At 40.1% G+C, this 21,069-nt stretch carries 17 protein-coding genes and 1 tRNA gene; 10 read left to right on the forward strand and 8 right to left on the reverse strand.

Annotated elements, in window-relative coordinates; translation table 11 throughout:
- Together secE and CWB76_RS07945 are read right to left on the reverse strand one after the other, a co-directional pair.
- Window positions 1–378: a preprotein translocase subunit SecE gene (gene secE / locus CWB76_RS07940; RefSeq protein WP_054202752.1), complete on the reverse strand. Its 378-nt coding sequence runs from the start codon at window positions 376–378 to the stop codon at window positions 1–3.
- 131 nt (window positions 379–509) lie between these two features.
- Window positions 510–586 (reverse strand) — tRNA-Trp (locus tag CWB76_RS07945).
- Between the two features lie 165 nt (window positions 587–751).
- Here CWB76_RS07945 and CWB76_RS07950 point away from each other — a divergent pair.
- Together CWB76_RS07950 and CWB76_RS07955 are read left to right on the forward strand one after the other, a co-directional pair.
- Window positions 752–4,741, forward strand: a complete 3,990-nt coding sequence (locus CWB76_RS07950; protein WP_138606657.1) for a hybrid sensor histidine kinase/response regulator transcription factor — start codon at window positions 752–754, stop codon at window positions 4,739–4,741.
- A 132-nt stretch (window positions 4,742–4,873) separates the two neighbouring features.
- Window positions 4,874–6,004 carry a CsgG/HfaB family protein gene (locus CWB76_RS07955; protein ID WP_138606659.1) on the forward strand — a complete coding sequence of 377 codons (1,131 nt, stop codon included), beginning with the start codon at window positions 4,874–4,876 and terminating at the stop codon, window positions 6,002–6,004.
- Between the two features lie 53 nt (window positions 6,005–6,057).
- On the opposite strand, the gene CWB76_RS07960 is transcribed toward CWB76_RS07955, so the two are convergent.
- Both CWB76_RS07960 and deoC read right to left on the reverse strand, forming a co-directional pair.
- Window positions 6,058–6,558 (reverse strand): hypothetical protein, encoded by a 501-nt coding sequence (locus tag CWB76_RS07960; protein WP_138606661.1) that lies wholly within the window; start codon window positions 6,556–6,558, stop codon window positions 6,058–6,060.
- Entirely contained in the window at window positions 6,542–7,294 is a 753-nt protein-coding gene (gene deoC / locus CWB76_RS07965; protein WP_138570112.1) for a deoxyribose-phosphate aldolase, read from the reverse strand. Before deoC ends, CWB76_RS07960 begins: the two co-directional genes overlap by 17 nt.
- Before the next feature lie 264 nt (window positions 7,295–7,558).
- On the opposite strand from deoC, the gene cysG reads away from it, so the two are divergent.
- The 6 genes from cysG to cysQ are packed head-to-tail and all read left to right on the forward strand — an operon-like array spanning window position 7,559 to window position 14,512.
- Entirely contained in the window at window positions 7,559–8,980 is a 1,422-nt protein-coding gene (cysG, locus tag CWB76_RS07970; protein ID WP_131690335.1) for a siroheme synthase CysG, read from the forward strand.
- Window positions 8,981–9,023: 43 nt separating this feature from the next.
- A complete protein-coding gene (cysD, locus tag CWB76_RS07975; protein WP_138606663.1) occupies window positions 9,024–9,923 on the forward strand; it encodes a sulfate adenylyltransferase subunit CysD in 900 nt (299 codons plus the stop codon).
- Window positions 9,923–11,347, forward strand: coding sequence for a sulfate adenylyltransferase subunit CysN (gene cysN / locus CWB76_RS07980; RefSeq protein ID WP_138606665.1), 1,425 nt, complete (start codon window positions 9,923–9,925; stop codon window positions 11,345–11,347). Before cysD ends, cysN begins: the two co-directional genes overlap by 1 nt.
- 33 nt (window positions 11,348–11,380) lie before the next feature.
- Window positions 11,381–13,105, forward strand: coding sequence for an SLC13 family permease (locus CWB76_RS07985; RefSeq protein ID WP_055012484.1), 1,725 nt, complete (start codon window positions 11,381–11,383; stop codon window positions 13,103–13,105).
- 33 nt (window positions 13,106–13,138) lie between these two features.
- Window positions 13,139–13,732 (forward strand): adenylyl-sulfate kinase, encoded by a 594-nt coding sequence (gene cysC / locus CWB76_RS07990; RefSeq protein ID WP_138606667.1) that lies wholly within the window; start codon window positions 13,139–13,141, stop codon window positions 13,730–13,732.
- A gap of 9 nt (window positions 13,733–13,741) precedes the next feature.
- The gene (gene cysQ, locus CWB76_RS07995) at window positions 13,742–14,512 is read left to right on the forward strand and encodes a 3'(2'),5'-bisphosphate nucleotidase CysQ (protein ID WP_054202761.1); all 771 of its coding nucleotides are present in this window, start codon (window positions 13,742–13,744) and stop codon (window positions 14,510–14,512) included.
- A 204-nt stretch (window positions 14,513–14,716) separates the two neighbouring features.
- Here cysQ and CWB76_RS08000 read toward each other — a convergent pair whose 3' ends face one another.
- Window positions 14,717–15,433: a hypothetical protein gene (locus CWB76_RS08000; RefSeq protein WP_138606669.1), complete on the reverse strand. Its 717-nt coding sequence runs from the start codon at window positions 15,431–15,433 to the stop codon at window positions 14,717–14,719.
- A gap of 226 nt (window positions 15,434–15,659) precedes the next feature.
- Window positions 15,660–16,457 (reverse strand): alpha/beta fold hydrolase, encoded by a 798-nt coding sequence (locus tag CWB76_RS08005; protein ID WP_138606671.1) that lies wholly within the window; start codon window positions 16,455–16,457, stop codon window positions 15,660–15,662.
- Window positions 16,458–16,932: 475 nt separating this feature from the next.
- Between CWB76_RS08005 and CWB76_RS08010 the strand changes: the two genes are divergently transcribed.
- Entirely contained in the window at window positions 16,933–18,204 is a 1,272-nt protein-coding gene (locus CWB76_RS08010) for an aromatic amino acid transport family protein (protein ID WP_138606673.1), read from the forward strand.
- A gap of 129 nt (window positions 18,205–18,333) precedes the next feature.
- A complete protein-coding gene (locus CWB76_RS08015) occupies window positions 18,334–19,671 on the forward strand; it encodes a M24 family metallopeptidase (RefSeq protein WP_138606735.1) in 1,338 nt (445 codons plus the stop codon).
- Between the two features lie 63 nt (window positions 19,672–19,734).
- Here the strand turns inward: CWB76_RS08015 and speD are convergent, their stop codons facing one another.
- Both speD and CWB76_RS08025 read right to left on the reverse strand, forming a co-directional pair.
- Entirely contained in the window at window positions 19,735–20,547 is an 813-nt protein-coding gene (gene speD, locus CWB76_RS08020) for an adenosylmethionine decarboxylase (protein ID WP_010392088.1), read from the reverse strand.
- Between the two features lie 87 nt (window positions 20,548–20,634).
- Window positions 20,635–21,048 carry an OsmC family protein gene (locus CWB76_RS08025; RefSeq protein WP_138606675.1) on the reverse strand — a complete coding sequence of 138 codons (414 nt, stop codon included), beginning with the start codon at window positions 21,046–21,048 and terminating at the stop codon, window positions 20,635–20,637.
- Window positions 21,049–21,069: the final 21 nt, after the last annotated feature.

Consider the following 21,069-nt stretch of genomic DNA (forward strand, 5'->3'; position numbering starts at 1 on the left):
TCAGATCTCCAATCCAGTTAAAAAGCCTACAGCGCGGAATAAAATGCCATCTAATCCCCAAAGGATTAATGCCATAATCACTGTTGCAACCATTACAATTAATGTCGTGTGCGTTGTTTCTTGACGCGTCGGCCAAACTACCTTGCGTACTTCGATACGCGCTTCTTTTGCAAAAGCAAGGAATGTACGTCCCTTGAAAGTTTGCGAAGCAATAGCTAAACCCGCAGCTATCGCAACCACAACGCCAATAGCACGTAGTAATACAGACTGATCTGCAAACATATGGTTACCAACGACTGCGCCTGCAAGTAGCGCAATTGCTACTAACCACTTTACTGACTCCATCCCACTCGATGGTGTTTCTATATTCGTGCTCATAATATTATTACCTTAACTACAGACACAACAACCCTGCACGTCGACAGGGTTAATCCATTAAAATCTAAACTTAAAAACAAGCTTACTTAAACCGATTTTTAGTTCTAGACTTTACTCACTTTGTAAAAAATTGGCAGGGGCGGAGAGATTCGAACTCCCAACCGTCGGTTTTGGAGACCGCTGTTCTACCAATTGGAACTACGCCCCTGCAAAGTGGATGCCTATTATACTTACGCAATTCATTAACACAAGAGTAAAAAGATCCCCATAACTTAAAATCTCACTAACGGCTGTAAAAATCAAACTTAACATTATTAAAAAAGCAGTTTATGATTGTTTCAATTTTAGGAATACTGTTCGCACAAGGAAGCCAGTGCCTTTACTTCAAACCCTATTCAAAACCCTCATTTTAAGTATTTTTTGCTTGTTTCATAGCATGCTTATTGCCCGCCCTATTCACTTAGATACATATTCGAGTGAGCAAGGATTATCGCAAAACTCGATTACATGCAGCATCACTGATGAACAAGGGTTTCATTGGTTTGCCACACAAGGCGGTCTTAATCGCTTTGATGGTTATGAGTTTAAACGCTTCAAGTCTCACCCTACTGAGGCTAGTATTTCAGGAAACTGGGTCACCGATTGCCTTGCTGGCGGCCCTCATGCTATCTGGTTTTCTACAGCCAGTAATGGTTTAAACTTACTTGATACTCAAACCGGTCAATTTAAGGTTTTTAATACGCAAACTGAGTTGGCGATTACTGATAACCGTATATGGTCACTGGCGTCAGATAACCTAAATAATATTTGGTTAGGCCATGAACATGGAAAGTTAACACGATTAAATATAGTCAATAATGAAGTTGAGTCATTTAGCTATAATAGCCCCGAGCAAGCTAATACCGTAATACAAGATATCGTAATAGATGCTCAACAGAATATCTGGTTAGCGACCAACGAGGGATTAATTAAATTTAACCCAGAGCTAAAAACGTTTAAACACATAGCAAAGAGCCATAAGAATTTATGGCGGTTACACTTAAATACACAAGGGCAGCTATTACTAGCAAGCAAACAAGGCCTTAGCCTATTTATTCCAACAACAGAGGCTTTTGCGGAGTTTGCTCAATTTACAGATGTATGGATCACCGATATATTAATTGACGACACCGATACCTTGTGGCTTACAAGTTATGGAAAAGGTTTATTTTACAAAACAGAGCAAAGTACATCTAAAAATAACTTTGAGCACATACCGCACAATAAACAGCAACTAAATGGGCTTGTTAATGATTACCTTTTGTCAGTCTATCAAGACCAGTTCGGTATCATTTGGATTGGTACTGATGGCTATGGCTTGCAACGTTATGATAAAAAGCAAAATCAATTTTCGCATCAACAGCATTTGAGCGATGATGAGACTACTATTAGTCATAATTTTGTTCGCGCTCTACTTAAAGATTCACAAGGTCGGTTATGGGTTGGTACGCGTGATGGCTTAAACAAACAAACCGACACTGGCTTTAAGCGCTATAAAGTTAACTCAAAATTGCAAAGCGGCCTTACTAATAATAATGTATTTAGCCTGCATGAAGATAACCAACAGCGACTTTGGGTTGGTACCTATGGCGGTGGGTTACTGCAATACAATCCAGCTGAAGATAATTTTATTGCCTATACAATGCAAAGCCATCAGCTTAGTAGCGATCGAGTTTATGCGATAACGAGCGATCCTAAAGGTAATTTATGGCTAGGTAGTAACCAAGGTTTAACACGCTTTAATCCCGACACTTTAGAGGTTCAACATTACAAGCACGACGATTCAACTAATAGTCTTGCTAACAATACCGTGTTTACTCTGCTTTTTGATCAAAATACAAACGGATTATGGGTCGGGACGCGTGCAGGTTTAAATTATCTAAGCATGGCCGATGAATCATTTACCCATTACCCCGCAAATAACGAACCGAAAACTGGTTTAAGCCATAATATGGTCACTTCCTTGCACCTGCAAAATAACGATACTTTATGGGTTGGTACCTTTGGTGGTTTAAACCGCCTTGATAAAAAAACACAAAAGATCACTTACACTACCGAACATAATGGATTACTGAACGATAATATTTTTGCTATTAAAGATGATAGTAAAGGCCACTTATGGCTAAGCAGTAACCAAGGGCTCACTCGCTATAATCCCACGAATCAAGCTATGCAGCATTTTTTACCTCGTGACGGCGTGCAGCATAATTCGTTTATTTTAGGTGCCGCTTTTCAAGCAGCTGATGGCGAGCTATTTTTTGGCGGAATCAATGGCTTTAATCAGTTTTACCCTAGTAAACTGCTATTGAGTACTTCAGCCCCAACCCCAGTATTAACTGAGCTATTAATTTATAACCAAGCAAGTTCAACAAAAAACTATCTAACAGATCAAAAACAGCCAGCAAAACTAATAAATCATACTAAACAACTCTCTTTTCCAACTAGCCAAGGGGTCATTGGCTTTAAATATTCCGCCGTTAATAATGCCTCATCTGCTAATCAATACCAGTATGCTTACAAGCTAAGTGGTTTAGATAAGCAATTTATCTATACAGATGCAAGCCAACGACAAGTTAACTATTCACAGCTAAGTGCAGGTAATTATCAATTACAATTAAAAGTTAGCGATCAATACGGGCAATGGAGCAAAGTTCACACTATGCTAAAGCTGACAGTAACGCCTCCTTGGTGGCAAACGAAATTGGCGTATGCGGCTTATTTTATAATAGCTTTGATTATTACATGGTTAATTTTAGCGTCACGCTATCGAGCTAAAACCGCAGAGCAACTCATTCAACAAGAAAGAAAGCTTACTCAACTAAAGACCCAATTTTTAGATAATATTAGCCATGAACTTAAAACGCCACTGAGCTTAATTTTAGCGCCAGTAGAAAACTTACAACAGCAACAACTCGGTGCTCAAGCGCAACATCAAGTTTCTATAATTAAACGCAACGGGCACCGTCTGCTTAATTTGATTAATGAGCTATTACAGCTCAGCCAGCGCCCAAGTGCGACTATAGAGTATGTATCTGCTTATTCTATAAGCCCTTTTATAGAACAAATAGTAGACGACTTCGCTATTTTGTTTGCTCAAAAAAATATTAGTTTTTCCTTTAAAGACACCACGCAACAGCCTAATTATATAAATTTAGAAACTAAGCATACTTTATCTATTATTGATAATTTATTGACCAATGCACTTAAATACACCCCATCAGATGGAACCGTTAACCTAACGCTTTCTAACACAAACAATAATGTTGTTATAACGGTATCTGATACTGGTATTGGTATCGAAGAACACCAGCAAGCGCTTATTTTTGAACGTTTTACTCGTGTTGCAACACACAACCAAACAGGCAGTGGTATAGGTCTCGCGCTGGTTAAGCAGCTTGTAGAGCAATACGGTGGGCAAATTTCATTAGTTAGTAAAATCAACAAGGGAAGTTGCTTCACAGTCACTTTGCCATTGTGTGAATCAGATAACTTATTAACGGATAAACAATTATCGTCCTCTCAAACTATGCCGCTAAAAAACAACAAAAAGCTACTCATTGTTGAAGATAACGAAGAAATGCGTGAGTTACTGGTTTCATTGTTTAGTGATAACTACACCTGTCTTAGCGCTAATAATGGAGAAGAAGGGCTTTTACTGTGCCAAACTCAAATGCCCGATTTGGTACTCAGTGACGTGATGATGCCAACGATGGATGGATATCAGCTTCTAAGCGCTATTCGCTCAGACATTTCAATAAACCACATTCCTGTTTTATTACTCTCTGCCAAAGCAGACAGTCGCAGCAGAATAAAAGGACTTGATTTACTGGCCGATGACTACCTGTGTAAACCCTTTGAAGCATCATTATTAAAGAGTCGGATTCATGGCCTATTAGGTATTCGTGATGCGTTAAATAAACACTTAGTTAAACAGTTATCAGCTCAAGCACATGCTGTGACCTTAGATGCGCAAATAGAGCAGAATAAAGATTACACGTTTACTGAACGCTTAAAAACAATCTTGCGCGAAAATTATCAAAATGAACTGTTTAGCGTCGAAGAGTTTGCCAGCGCAATGTGTTTGAGCCCTCGCGCACTACAATTAAAAATGAAAGCTCTTTTTGACGTTACACCCAGTGATTACATTCGCAATACCCGTCTAGAATATGCAGCAAAATTATTAGCTGATAGCGACTTAACTATAGGTTTAGTTGCAGATAACACCGGCTTTAGTTCTCAAAGTTACTTTGCTCGTTGCTTTAAAGCCAAATATACAGTGACACCTAAACAATATAGAGAAGCACAAACATGTAAAAGTAATTAGCTTCGCATCTGTACTCAAAGCTTTCGCCTGAGTACTATTTTTAAGCTACTGATTTATTTAAATTAACCTTAATTAGCCATTGCTAAAAAATAACTACAAATGTAATTAAGCAGATAAATTAAGGAAAATACTATGCTCTCATCAATACAAAAAACGCTACTTGCCACAGCATTAATAACGAGCTTAAGCGCATGTCAAAGCACTTCAACCAATGTCACTTCAAATAAAAATTCACCTGACATTAATGAAGTAAGTAAACAAAAATACAATGGTCCTAAAGCACGTATCGCCGTGGCACGTTTCACTGATAAGTCAAATAACTCAAGATGGTGGCGAAAAGAAATTGGTGAAGGTATGGCAGATCAACTTACCACCGCCCTTGTTGGCACTAATCGCTTTATTGTATTAGAACGCCAAGCACTAGACGCTGTGCTTTCGGAGCAAGATTTAGCAGTATCGGGCAGAGTGAGTGCACAATCGGGTGCAGCGTATGGCGAAATTGAAGGCGCTGAGATTGTAGTCGTTGCAGCGGTTACTGAGTTTGATGATGACAGTTCAGGTGCAAGTGTTGGTTCGGGCGGTTTTATTGGTGATGTGTTTAGCTCTGTTTCAGCTGGCTTTTCTGGATCGCATATGGCTATTGACCTAAGGTTAATTGATACGCGCACTTCACGTATTTTAGCTGCAACTAGTGTTGAAGGCGGTAGTAAAGATTTTAACTTTACCAGCGCAGCAACAAACTTTGGTGGCGCACTGGTTGGAGGGAGTCTTAATGGTTGGTCAGATACACCAAAAGAAAAAGCACTACGTGAAGTAATAATTAAAGCCGTTGAGTTTTTAGAAACTAAAATCCCAGACACCTATTATCGCTATAACCAAAACAACACGCTTGCTGCAGGCTATACAGCACCACCACCGCCAAAGGTCGCTAGTAAAAAAGCAGCACCTGCTGCTGTCGCTGTCGATGTGCCGAATCATAGAATGCCACATTATGAAAAAATGGACTTAGCAATGTCTCGTATGAACTTGGTTTGCTTAGGCTATTTAAAAAACCAACCTGATTATGAAGAATTTGAGACTGAAGACGTAAAATACGACCGTCAAACTGTATTAGCACTACGCGAATATCAACAAGAAAAGAGCTTAAAAGTAACAGGCCTTGCCGATGAAACAACAAAGAAATCTTTAGATGACACAAAATGTTTAGCTAAAACTCAAAAATCAGGGCTTGAAAGCTTAGGCAGCATGTTTCAATTTAACTAAGCAACCAACACAATTCATTTAAATCAAAAAAAGCGGCTATCCCCTAGCCGCTTTTAATCTACTCGTAATAACTCACCGCGATAAAAATCACACAGTAACCATATTTGCTCAAATTGATGGGTATTTGGAAAAACTATTGTTTTTATTGCCGCTTCAAAGTCGCTCTTATGCCAAATAGTGCTAGCGTTACGAATTAGCAACCAGGTACGTTTTGAGTAATAACGCTTAGTCGCTTTTTGTTTAAGCAATCGTCCTAATGCTGATTGCAGTCGGTTTTCACTGGGCTGTTGTGCCATGTCAGCTAAATCACGTTGCATATGTATTGATAATGGCCGACCTAACACGGCCATTGCTTCGGTTTCGCTGGCATATAAATGCGCTACTTCTATATCGAGTTGCTCATTTTCTTGATAACAACTTACATCGGGTCTATTTGGTTTATTATGCCAAATGTGGCGCATATGAATACCGGTTTGCTGCTCATAGCAACGCAAAAACAACTTAGCTGCATCGTGCTCTAGCTGTTGTTTTTCGGCATCACTGCTGCGCTTCATGCAATACCTTATAAACGTCATTTAAAAGCGAGGAAGCGCCAAACCTAAATGTCTCTGGTGCTAAATATTCATGCCCCATAATCTCAGTTGTTAGCTGCAAATAAGCATTGGCATCACCTGTCGTTTTCACACCGCCTGCGGCCTTAAAACCAACTGGTTTTGATGACTTTTTGATGGCATTAAGCATAATTTCAGTTGCTTCAAGCGTGGCGTTAACCGCGACTTTACCGGTGCTGGTTTTTACAAAATCAGCTCCCCCTTGAATAGCAAGCTCGGTTGCTTGAGCGATAAGCGCAGGTGTTTTTAGCTCACCGCTTTCAATAATTACTTTAAGTTTAGCGCGACTACCACATGCTTTTTTACTTTCACTCACGTATTCCAGTACTGTATCGGCTTCGCCTTTTATAAGTGCTTTATAAGGAATGACTAAGTCAATTTCATCAGCCCCACGCTCTATGGCTATTAGTGTTTCATTAAGCACTTCATTAAGTGGCGCATCACCTGTAGGAAAGTTGGTTACTGTGGCCACTTTTACATGACTCAATAGCCGATTAGCGAGCGCTATTTTTGCATCATCTACAAATTCACTAAACACACAAACTGCAGCGGGTATGCCTAATTTAGAATCAATGCTGTTTACTAATGCATTAATACTAGCTTGATTATCATCGGTGTTTAAACTGGTTAAATCCATTAAACTAACAACTAGCATGGCGTTTTGAGTATTATTTGTCATTTTATGCCCATGAAATTTTAAAAACCTTAAACTATATAAGCATCATAGCTTAATCTTGCTATAGCTCATAACCAAACACTATAAGCGCGTTTTTTATACTAAACAGCACTCTATCCCTTACTAAATAAGATTTAGACCTAAAAAACACAGTTTATATAACTTTTGAGTATATCAACTAAGATTTAATTATTTTTTACTTATCAATAGCCGCTATATTCTGCCTTTGTGTTAAACACTTTATTATCTTTTTAGGGGCGTTACTCAGTGCAATATTTACCTATCTTTACCAAACTCGACAACAAGCCAGTATTGGTGGTTGGCGGTGGAGAAGTTGCCTTGCGAAAATGCCGCGCGTTTTTAAAAGCACGTGCTGCAGTAACCTTAGTTGCCCCGTGGTTTTGTGATGAATTAAAAGAACATGCGCACAACAATGAAGTTACTTTAATAGATGCCTATTTTGAAGAGTCACATCTTGATGGCAAAATTTTGATTATTGCCGCCACCGACAATGATGAAGTTAATAATACGGTTTTTGAACTCGCCAATGCACGTAATGTGTTTGTGAACGTGGTGGATGATCAACCTAAATGTACGTTTATTTTTCCCTCTATTGTTGATCGCAACCCAATTACCATTGCGATTTCAAGTGCAGGTACCGCACCGGTATTAGCAAGACGTTTACGTGAAAAGCTCGAAACACTTATTCCACAGCATATTGGCCCTCTCGCCAACTTAGTCGGTGGTTTTCGTCACAAAGTAAAACAACGCTTTAAACACTTCGCCGATCGTCGCCAGTTTTGGGAAGGCGTGTTTGATTCATCAGTAGTGAGTAAAGTCCAAACCGGTGATACCCATGGCGCTGAGCAACAACTAGAGCAAATGCTAGATGCCAAAGTAGAGCCTGAAGGTGAAGTATACGTAGTCGGTGCAGGCCCAGGCGACCCAGAGCTACTCACCCTAAAAGCATTGCAGCTAATGCAACAAGCCGACGTGGTGGTATATGATTACTTGGTTTCTGATGAAATCATGGAATTAGTGCGCCGCGATGCCGATTTAATTTGTGTGGGTAAACGCTTAGGCGATCATAGCGTAGCTCAAGAAGACACTAATCAGATGCTAGTTGATTTAGCGCAACAAGGTAAAAAAGTATGTCGTATTAAAGGCGGCGACCCATTTATTTATGGTCGTGGTGGCGAAGAAGTACAAGTACTGGCAGCCAATAACGTAAATTACCAAATAGTGCCAGGTATAACGGCGGCCGCAGGCTGTAGTGCCTATGCAGGTATTCCTTTAACGCATCGTGATCATGCTCAAGCTATTCAATTTGTTACTGGTCACTGTAAAAAGGAAGGCCAAGAGCTTAATTGGCAGTCGCTTGCACAAAAAAACCAAACACTGGCTATTTATATGGGGGTGATTAAATCGCCGCATATTCAAGCCGAGCTATTAAAACATGGGCGAGAAGCAACAACACCAGTGGCAATTATTGAAAACGGCACACGTAAAAATCAACGCGTAGTTACCGGACAGTTAGACCAATTAGCGCAGCTCATTGAGCAGCATCAAATAATTTCGCCCGCGTTACTCATTATAGGTGAAGTGGCCTCACTACATGACCAATTACACTGGTTTGGTGAAAAAGCGCAGATCAGTAGCTTTGCTCAACCACTGACAGACGTAGCGTAATTTAACAGATTTTAATTTAATCATTTTAGTAGGACGACCAACAATGGCTTTAACTCACCTTCAGCAACTTGAAGCTGAAAGTATCAAAATCATGCGCGAAGTCGCCGCTGAGTTTGAGAACCCAGTTATGCTTTACTCAATCGGTAAAGACTCATCGGTGCTTTTGCATATAGCTCGTAAAGCATTTTACCCTGCGAAGATTCCGTTTCCGTTATTACACGTAGACACCAACTGGAAGTTTCGTGAAATGATTGAGTTTCGCGACCGTTTAGCTAAAGAGTACGGCTTTGATTTAATCGTACACAAAAACCCTGAAGGTATCGAAATGGGTGTAGGCCCGTTCACGCATGGTTCGGGTAAACATACCGATATCATGAAAACCCAAGGATTAAAGCAAGCGCTCAACAAGTACGGTTTTGATGCAGCATTTGGTGGCGCACGTCGTGATGAAGAGAAATCACGGGCTAAAGAGCGTGTTTACTCATTTCGTGATAAACACCATCGCTGGGATCCTAAAAACCAACGTCCTGAGCTTTGGAATACCTATAACAGCCAAGTGAACCCAGGAGAAAGCATTCGTGTATTCCCACTGTCTAACTGGACTGAACTAGATATTTGGCAATACATATATCAAGAAAACATCGAAATGGTGCCACTTTACCTTGCTAAAGAGCGCCCTGTAGTAGAGCGCGATGGTACTTTAATTATGGTTGATGACGATCGCATGCCACTTAATGAAGGTGAAGTACCGCAAATGAAGTCGGTTCGCTTTAGAACATTAGGCTGTTACCCACTAACAGGTGCAGTTGAATCTACCGCCAGCAATCTAACCGAAATTATTGAAGAAATGCTGCTTTCATCGTCATCTGAACGTGAAGGTCGAGTGATTGATCATGATTCAGCAGGCTCTATGGAGAAGAAAAAACGTGAGGGGTACTTCTAATGTCTAACCTAAATAACGATACATTTAATGAAGTAAAAGAAATTGGTATAGACGCTTACCTAGCACGTCAACAAGATAAAAGCTTATTGCGTATGCTGACTTGTGGCAGTGTGGATGACGGTAAATCAACCCTAATTGGCCGCCTACTGCACGATAGTCACCAAATTTATGAAGATCAGCTAGCCGCGCTTCATAAAGATAACGAAAAAGTGGGTAACGCCGGTGAAGATCTTGATTTAGCACTGTTAGTAGATGGCCTACAAGCTGAGCGTGAGCAAGGTATAACAATTGACGTAGCGTACCGCTACTTTTCAACCGCTAAACGTAAGTTTATTATAGCCGACACCCCAGGGCATGAGCAGTATACCCGAAACATGGTTACTGGCGCTTCAACCAGTGATGTTGCCATTATTTTAGTGGATGCGCGCTATGGCGTGCAGGTACAAACTAAGCGTCATAGCTTTATTTGTGACTCATTAGGTATTAAGCAGTTTGTGGTTGCGGTTAACAAAATGGACATTGTTGATTTTGACGAAACGGTTTATGAAAAAATTAAAGCCGATTATTTAAAATTTGCCGAGCAACTTAACGTATCAAATATTAAGTTTGTGCCTATGTCGGCGCTTAAAGGCGATAACGTAGTAACTCGCTCTGCGCACACTCCTTATTACACTGACAAGCCGTTGCTTGAGCTGTTAGAAGATTCACCAGCCGCTGAAATCGACACTGGTTTTGAAGCGCGTCTTCCGGTGCAATACGTGGTACGCCCTAATTTAAACTTCCGTGGTTTTCAAGGCACGCTTACATCGGGTAAATTACGTGTAGGTGATGAAGTAAAGGTACTGCCTTCAGGCAAAACATCACATATTAAAGAAATTGTTACTTTTGATGGCAACCTAGATACTGCACAAGCTGGGCAGGCAATTACAGTGACTCTTAATACTGAAATAGATATTAGCCGAGGAGACGTTATTGTGCCTGCGAATTCGCAAGCTCAAGTAACCAACCAATTACAGGCTAAAATTGTGTGGATGCACGAGTCGCCATTGGTGCTTGGTAAAAGCTACAACCTTAAACTTGGCAGCAAAAACACCTCGGCCACGGTCACAAAAATTGATCACACTATTGATGTAAACACGCTAGAGCATGGCTGTGCAGATTCATTGCAGTTAAACGAAATTGCAATTGTGACACTGGAGCTGACCGAAACTATTTTAGCCGATCAGTACCATCATAATCATGAAACCGGCTCGTTTATTCTTATTGACCGCTTATCAAACTTAACGGTTGCAGCAGGAATGATAGAACAGGTACTGCAAAGTGAAGAAAACGCAGGACAATTCAGCGACTTTGAAGTTGAATTTAACGCCCTCGTACGCAAGCACTTCCCGCATTGGCAAGCGCTTGATATTTCAAAGCTATAACGTTAATGAACGCCTGTTAGGAACATTTAAAGCATGGTAGAACAGCTCATTTTAACAGGCATTATGTTGCTTTTAGTCGGGTGTCTTTTTGGCACCCGTATTAATCCTGCATGGTTATTTGTAAGTGCCATAGGCACAAGCTATCTAACTGGGTTAATAGATTTAGAAAGCATGCTGGTTAATTACACTAACTCATCATTAATTACTTTAGTGTTATTAATTTTAGTGTCGATAGCGATAGAAAAAACTACGCTTATTCAGCGTTTAGCCAAATCGTTATCCAATGGTAGTTTAGTTAAGTCAGTAACTAAATTAGGGCTGTCTACCGCCTTTTTATCGTCGTTTACTAATAATACCGCGGTAGTTGCCTCATTAATTACCGCCATAAAGGATAACCCAAACCACTCTCCGTCAAAGCTATTGTTACCCCTGTCGTACACCGCGATTTTAGGGGGTACTATTACGCTTATTGGCACCTCTACTAACTTAATCGTAAATGGCTTTGCAGTAGATGCGGGCATGGCGCCACTGGGCTTTTTTGATTTTACCTTGGTGGGTTTGGGCGCACTTAGTGTGGGCTTAATTACTATTTTGGTGATGCTAAAATGCCTGCCCGACAATGGTAAAAATAGCCAAGAGGTGGTGCCTTTTTATCTAGAAGGGAAAGTGCAAACTGGTTCTAAACTAATAAATCGTACTGTAGAAGAAAATGGTTTACGCGATTTAAAAGACTTGTTTCTGGCTGAAATTATTCGTGATGGCAACCGTATTTGCGCCGTGACCCCCCAACATATTATTCAACAAGACGACATACTGCTGTTTGTGGGCGACATAAAGTCAGTGCCTTTGCTTACTCGCTTTGATGGCTTAAAAGTGGTGCACGACAAACACGAAAAAGACATTGAACACCTCGTTGAAGTTGTCGTTAGTCAGTCGTCTAAATTAATTGGCAAAACGGTAAAAGAAGCCCGCTTTAGAGAGCAGTTTCATGCGGCCGTTATTGCTATCCGCCGTGGGCATGACCGTTTACAAGGCGGGCTTGGGCAAGTGCGATTACAAGCGGGTGATTCACTCATTCTCGCCCCTGGTAAAAGCTTTTATGACTTAACTAACTTAAAACGCGAGTTTGTGTATATTTCAGGGCTTGATTTACAAACCCACCTCAGTGCAAAGCAATCAAATATTGTATTGTTAAGCTTTGCGGGTGTACTGGGATTAAGTATTTTAGGTGCAGTACCGCTGGTTAAAGGCTTGTTAGTGTTACTTATTGGCCTAATGCTGTGTGGTACTATCAAACTAAGCGAAATAAAGCGCCGCTTTCCTATTGAGTTACTTGCTGTCGTGGGCAGTGCTATAGGTTTAGCTAAGCTGATGATAGGCACCGGCCTTGCCGGGCAAATATCAGACGCCATGTTTGTAGTGCTGGGCGACTTTGGCCCTTATGGCGCGTTTATCGCTATCTTTTTAATGACCGTATTATTTACCGAATTAATCACTAATAATGCTGCTGCAGCGCTATCGTTTCCGGTTGCCTACTCACTAGCCATTGGCTTTAACGTAGAACCTTTGCCGTTTATTATGGCAGTTGCATTTGGCGCTTCAGCCAGCTTTATTTCACCTTTTGGTTATCAAACTAATTTAATGGTTTACAGCGCAGGGAACTACCGACTTAAAGACTATGTAATGATGGGGCTACCGCTTTCTATTATTTATTCAATCACCGTACTGACTTTGATCCCGCTGGTATTTCCGTTTTAATGCCCGCGTTTATAGCATAAAGAGACACAGCAAATGGATAACAATATTGTTTGGCATAATTACGCCACCACTAAAGTACAGCGCAGCGAACAAAAAAAGCATAAGAGCGCTATTATATGGTTTACTGGTTTTTCTGGCTCAGGTAAAAGTACCGTTGCGAATGCACTAGAAGCAGTACTCAATCAGCAAGGCGCACACACCTATTTACTTGATGGCGACAATGTACGCCATGGTTTATGTAAAGATTTAGGCTTTAGTGATGCCGATCGCGTTGAAAATATCCGCCGCGTAGGCGAAACCGCCAAGCTAATGGTTGACGCTGGTTTGTTAGTCCTTACTGCGTTTATATCTCCTTTTAAAGCTGAGCGCGACATGGTTCGTGAGTTAGTTGAGGAGGGTGAATTTATCGAGGTATTCATCGACACCCCTCTTGAGGTGTGTGAAAGCCGCGACCCAAAAGGCTTATATAAAAAGGCACGCGCCGGTGAAATTAAACACTTTACTGGGATTGATTCAACTTACCAGCCGCCGGTTAATCCTGAAATAATTTTAGATACCAGTAAAAACACCCTAGACCAATCGGTAGCTCAACTGATAACGTATCTAAAACATCAGCATATACTATAGGCCCATGTAATGAACCAAACTGAACTGCTAGAAGAAACCCTCATTCTCGCTCGCGAAGCAGGAAGCGCGATTATGGGTATTTACAACAAAGACTTTAACGTTGAATACAAAGCTGATGAAAGCCCCGTAACCGACGCCGACTTAGCAGCTCATAAAATCATTAGTGCCGGACTAAAAAAGCTCACTCCCGATATTCCTGTATTGAGTGAAGAAAGTGCCGACATTGGTTGGGACGTACGCCAAACATGGAACAGCTATTGGCTGGTTGACCCAATTGATGGCACCAAAGAATTTATTAAAAAGAACGGTGAATTTACCGTTAATATTGCCCTAATCGAAAATGGCAAACCAGTTTTAGCTGTGGTTGATGCCCCTGCGCTAGGTGTATCGTACATAGCCGCCGAAGCCATTGGTGCTTTTAAAGACAAAGGCGATGAGCGCATCGAGCTTAAAGTCACCACTAAGCCTAACAAAGGGCTTATTCGTGTTGTAGGCAGTCGCTCGCACCCCTCCCCTGATTTAGCTGAATTTGTAAAACGCTTTGATGAGGTTGAAATGGTGTCAAAAGGCAGTTCACTGAAACTGTGTTTAGTCGCCGAAGGCAGTGCTGATATTTACCCCCGCTTGGGCCCAACCTGTGAATGGGATACCGGAGCAGGCCATGCCATTGCCGAAATAGCCGGTGCTAAAGTGACTAAACTTGATGGCAGTCCGCTTATTTATAACACCAAAGATGAGTACTTGAATCCATATTTTGTGGTGAGTGCGATAGAAGAGTAAGAGTAGTTTTGAGTGGTTAGCTATCAGTTGTCAGCAGACAAATGATAGAGCTGCACTAGATTTAACAACATAAGCTGGGTAGAGCGAAGCGAAACCCAGCTCGAGATATGACATCGGCCATAATAAAACCATTTTTACTACAGGGATTACCTAGGTGCTTCACTACGCAGAAATGCACATACAGTTTTTATTTCGGGTGAGTTATCATCTAACATCTACTATTCTAAATTGTTTTAAAATGCTTTTATAATCTCTAAAACTAGTGCCATTTGTTATATGACTCATCGAAATAGCTTTGGACTGTTTCGTTAGTGAATACTTAGCCCCCCTTGAACTTGGAAGACAAGAATTGTAATAGCTATAAAGTCTTTCTTTATCACTTAACTCTAACTTTTGCGCTGTACTTTTAATAATACTATAGACTTTATCACCAAAATCTATAGCTTCTTTCTCTGTAGGTATATACCCTTTATGAATGACCTTATTCCTAAAGCCAACAGTATTACTTTCAAGAACTTGGGCTTTCTCATTATATTTTGCCAAAAATAAAAAAGTAAATGCACCTAATTGCCTTTCTGACTGATTAGAAACTTCCTTCCATGTATCAAGCAAAATACTTTCATCAATTCCTAATGAATGAATATGATATTTAATGAAAAATTCATAGAAACGTTCAAGTGATGCTGCAAATGAAGCAACAGCCTCTCTCATATATCCATCACTGATTGCATTTACTGCGATATCAAAAAGCATTTCAAATTTTTGCGCTTTCAATTCAACTATATATTCGTGTCCTTTCTCACAAACAACCCTATGAATTCCATCATCAATAAGCTGTTGAGGCTGCATTTTAAATAGACGGAAGCCATTATCATTATGAGGCTCTCTCATACATTGTGGACACGTGATTTCAATTCTCATAAATATCCTTATTAATACGTTACCTTGCCAGTGTATATCAATTGAGCATTATTGAATAAGTTGTTTCGCTATCTTAGGCTTGCGACTCTCAGACCCTTTGACATGTTGGGTTTCGCTTCGCTCTACCTAACCTACGTTTTAATATAAAAATGAAGTTTTATTACTTTAGGTCTTGTTTTGAGTTTAGGGCTAAAGTCAAAAAGAAAGAGCTACTCCTTCTACCACCCTAACGATTTTGTTGGGCGATAAAAGCAAGCGAGTGTTGATTGAATAAGTCTGGACGTTCTACGTTACAAACATGGCCGCAATGGTGAATGGTTTGCAATACGCTATTTTTATGGCGCTTAACCATTTCTTTAACCGGGCCAAGGAACATATGATCTTCTTTACCCATAATGTAAAGAATGGGTATATCAATGTCTTTTTCTTTGAAATACTGCATTAAAGGATTTACGTCCATGGCTAATTTAAACCATTTTATAAACTCTTTTTGGCACAAGCGTTTTGCTTCACGAATAAACAAAAGTCGAGACTCTTTATGACGCTTTTTCGGCATCATAATAAAAGCAAATAAACGATACAACCACATGTAAGGCAACAAGTGTTTAAAGGTATTGCCTAAATAAACCAATGTATTACTACGGGTATTAAAACGAGTAACCGCTCCACCTAGCACCATGCTAGAAACATATTGCGGGGCGATTTCTGCAATATTTCGAATAAGAATTGTGCCCAATGAAATACCAACAAAATGTGCGCTGGTTATATTGTTATGATCTAACACATCGATAATGTCTTTAGAGGCATTATTAAATGAGTAATTATTATCAACAAAGTTTTGTAATAGATCATTTGATTTACCGTGACCACGAAGATCAAGCAACAACACATTATATTCTTTTTTATAAGCTTTAAGCTGACGAAACCAGATTGCCGAACTCCCCCCTGCGCCATGAACAAATACTACCCATGTTTTACTGGTTTCATGCACAAAAATAGTATGGAAAAGAATGTCTTTGCTCATTGCAGTTAGCGGCCTATTTACTTCAGTTGGCTGATTAAATTGTAGAAAGTATAACGGAGTTTAGAAAAAATCTCTTATGAAGTTCCGGTTAATGGCTTCAATATTACAGGGTAAAACTCGCTTTGAGTTGTTAGTTATCAATTAACTGGGCAAGAAAGTGGCCAAGTATTTTCAATTCTCATAATACCCTTACCAACCATTCGCTGGTTAATGCATACCAAGTACACATTGGCTTGAAAATAACTTTTCAAATTGTATGTCCCTCCTTCAATAGCATCTTTGCTGATTATTCACGCATTTCGCAGCATATTCCTGCACTAATTGCGCAGCTTTTAAACACTGTTTCATATTCGTGACAGTCAGTAACTAATACGCTACAACAAATTTATATCCAAGACATAAAAACACATGAAATGTGTGGTTAAAAACTATATTCTTCGGCGCAATTATTATGATAAATAATGGATATACACACATGACAACATCTCAAGGTGCAACGCTTTCAAATGCACCAGCACAAGACGCACACACGTCTAAATCAAAATGGAACCTGCATGATACGCAGTGGACACTTAGCCTTTTTGGCACCGCAGTGGGTGCTGGTATTTTATTTTTACCGATTAATATTGGTATTGGTGGTTTTTGGCCGCTGATTATTATGGCGTGTTTAGCCTTTCCAATGACCTTTTTAGCGCACCGTGGTTTGGCGCGTTTTGTATTATCATCAAAAAATAAAGAGGCTGATTTTACCGATGTAGTAGAAGAACACTTTGGCGTAAACGCGGGTCGACTGATCTCCTTATTATACTTTTTATCAATTTTTCCTATTTTGCTTATTTACGGTGTGGGTTTAACCAATACCGTAGACAGCTTTATGGTCAATCAGTTAGGGATGGAGTCGCCGTCACGCGTTGTGCTTTCAGGTGTACTTGTTGCTGTTATGATTGGCTTAATGATGGGCGGTGAACGCTTAATGCTGCGCGCTTTTGCTATTTTAGTGTACCCGCTAGTAGGTATTTTATTCTTTTTATCTCTGTATTTAATCCCAAGCTGGCAAATGCCCGATACGACTTTGCCTGGGCTAGGTAGCTTTAGCAAAACACTTTGGTTATCGATTCCTATTATTGTGTTTTCGTTTAGCCATGCAGCGGCTATTTCAAGCTTTGTTAATAAACAACGTAGCCATTACTGTGACCTAGCAACCTATAAGTCAGAAGCGATTTTAAAGCGTACTAGCTTATTACTGATCACCTTTGTTTTGTTATTTGTGTTCTCATGCGTGTTATCGCTTACCAGCGACCAAATGGCTGAAGCAAAAGCGGCAAACGTCTCTGTTTTATCTTACTTGGCTAATATTACAGAAAACTCATTCATTGCAACGCTGGGACCTTTGGTTGCTTTTATTGCGATTATGTCGTCGTTTTTAGGTCACTTTTTAGGGGCACGCGAAAGCTTTACTGGGTTAGTGACTAAACACTCAAGCATGAGCCCTAAAGTGGCTGACAAAGTAGGTGCGGTACTGATGTTTTTCGCTATTTGGTTCTGCGCGGTTAAAAACCCAAGCATACTAGATATGATGGATCAGTTATCAGGCCCAATCATTGCGATGATTTTATTCATTATGCCAATGATTGCAGTTTACAAAGTGCCTAGCTTACAAAAGTACCGTAATCGTTTAAGTACCTTATTTGTACTGGCTGTCGGTTCATTAGCAGTGTGTGCGTTACTGTACAGCATGCTTGGCTAAGCAGTATTTATTACAAAAGCCCAGTATTTTGCTGGGCTTTTTTGTGTCTACGGTTTATCGCAAATGATTGGTTTATCTTATTGTTTGTGCAATGTTAGCTTATATATTCGTCCAAAAAATAAGCCAGCCATGCAAAATAATAAATACGTTTTTTTACTCACTTTTATACTCATACTATTTAGCCCTGACATTAAAGCCGCTGAGCCCCCTACTATTCTATCAATGAAAGAAAGGGCTGCGTTTATCGATAGCATTACCGAAAAACGTATTAAGACTTTATTACCCACATTAATGCAGCAACACAGTATAGATATGTGGCTAATGATAAGCCGCGAATATAATGAAGACCCGATATTAAAAACCATGCTGCCTGCTACATGGCTCTCGGCAAGGCGCACCACTATTTTATTATTTGCAGTTAACAAACAAGGCGGTGTTGACGCCTTTGCAATTGCGCCTTACAAAATAGGGAGTATTTTTAAAAAGGCCTGGGATAAGCAAGCACAGCCTAATCAGTGGCAAGCGCTCAATACGCTTATTGAGCAATACCAACCGCGAAATATTGCTCTCAACACATCTACAGATTGGGCACATGCCGATGGGCTAGTGCTTGGCGATTACACCACTTTAATGGCCAACTTACCTGCGATATATAAAAATAAAATAACCTCAGCCGAGCCGCTGGCTGTTGCATGGTTAGAGCAACGCATTCCAGAAGAAGTGGACATGTACAAACACATTGTTGCTATTGCTCACTCTATTATTGCTGAGGGCTTTTCAAATAAAGTAATTACGGTGGGCAAAACAACCAGCGACGACTTAGTATGGTGGTTTAGAGAGCGCGTAAGGGAGCTTAAGCTGCAAACGTGGTTTCACCCTAGTATTGCAATACAACGCGCCGACAGTAAATCGTTCGACCACGAAGACAGCTTTACCAACGGCTATGCCGATAATGTTATTCAAGCAGGCGACTTATTACATATCGATTTTGGTATTAATTATTTGCGTTTAAATACAGACACTCAACAACACGCTTATGTTTTAAAACCAGACGAAACAAAAGCCCCCGATTACCTTGTTGATGCGTTAAAAAAGGGCAATAAGCTACAAGACATTTTTACGGCTGAATTTACAGCTGGGAAAACAGGTAATCAGGTATTAAAAGCCGCCCGCGAAAAAGCCATTGCAAAGGGGTTAAAGCCCACTATTTATACTCACCCGCTCGGCTATCATGGTCATGCAGCTGGTACAACACTAGGTATGTGGGATGCTCAGCAAGGTGTGCCGGGTGATGGCGATTACCCGTTGCATTTAAACACGGCGTACTCGATTGAGCTTAACAATGCGGTGTTTATAAAACCATGGAATAAAGAAATAAGAATAATGCTTGAAGAAGATGCTATGTTTGATAAAACCGGTGTGTGGTACCTCAATGGCCGACAAACCCAGTTATTACTTGTTAAGTAGCATTAAACAACACATACAAAAATGGCGCTCAATGAGCGCCATTTTTATTTAATCTAATTGCTATTATTCTGTATCTGGCAGGTTACGGCCATAAAATATTTCTTGCATTTCACGTGTTAGCTTTGAGCGAATCTCTTCTTCTTCGTCATCTGACAAATCATCAGTAGATAAACCAAATAAATACGTATTTAAATCGGTTTCTTTTAACATCATTTTGGTATGGAACAGGTTTTCTTGATACACGTTCACGTCCATCATTTGGTACGCTTCTTTGGTATCTTCTGTCATGAAGTTTTGAATCGAATTAATTGCATGATCAATGTAATGTTTAACGCCGTTTACATCACGGGTAAAACCACGTACACGGTAATCAATCGTTACCACATCAGACTCAAGGCTATGAATTAAGAAGTTTAACGCTTTAAGCGGTGAGATAATGCCACAGGTTGATACTTCAATATCCGCACGGAAAGTACAAATACCATCATCTGGGTGTGCTTCAGGGTATGTGTGAACACAAATGTGGCTTTTATCAAGGTGTGCAACCACTGAGTCAGGTAATGGCCCTGGTGCTTCGTCAGCATCATAGTTTTGCTGCTCTTCTACAGGCTCTTCTGAAACTAAAATAGTTACACTGGCACCTTGTGGCTCATAATCTTGACGTGCAACATTTAAAATATTGGCACCAATAATATCAACCACATCACCTAAAATGTCGGTTAGTCTATCTGCACTATACTGCTCATCGATATATTCTATATATTCTTTACGTTGTTGCTCTGTTTTTGCATAGCAAATATCGTAAATACTAAAGCTTAGGCTTTTAGTTAAATTATTAAAGCCATGAAGTTTAAGTTTATCGAAGGGTTTGTTCATATAAACCAACCTATAAATTAGTGAAATCTGCACCTGCAGAATGAAAAGTTCGCGGATTTTATACGAATTTCACTCACGGAAAAAGCGTTATTTTCCCTGATCTTCAACAACTTCATGGCTATGGGTAATTTCTACTGTTTTATCAAGCATTAATGCAACTGAGCAATACTTTTCGGCAGAAAGCGAAACCGCTCGCTCTAGGTGTTTTTCAGATACATTCTTACCAGTTACAACAAAGTGCAAATTAATTTTAGTGAACACGCGCGGGGCTGTTTCTGCTCGTTCAGCAGTTAATTGCACATCAACGGATGAGAAGTCTTGCTTGGTTTTTTTTAAAATACTTACCACATCAACCGATGAACAGCCACCGACAGACATAAGCACCATTTCCATTGGGCTTGGTGCTGCTCCGTCACTACCCGCATCAAATACCACATTATGATTACTATTAGAGCGGCCTATATAGGTATTACCTTCAACCCATTTTACATTTGCTTGCATTGTTTTATCTCATTAGTTTAA

This window comes from Pseudoalteromonas sp. S1609 (genome assembly GCF_005887255.1).
Classification (GTDB): Bacteria; Pseudomonadota; Gammaproteobacteria; order Enterobacterales; family Alteromonadaceae; genus Pseudoalteromonas.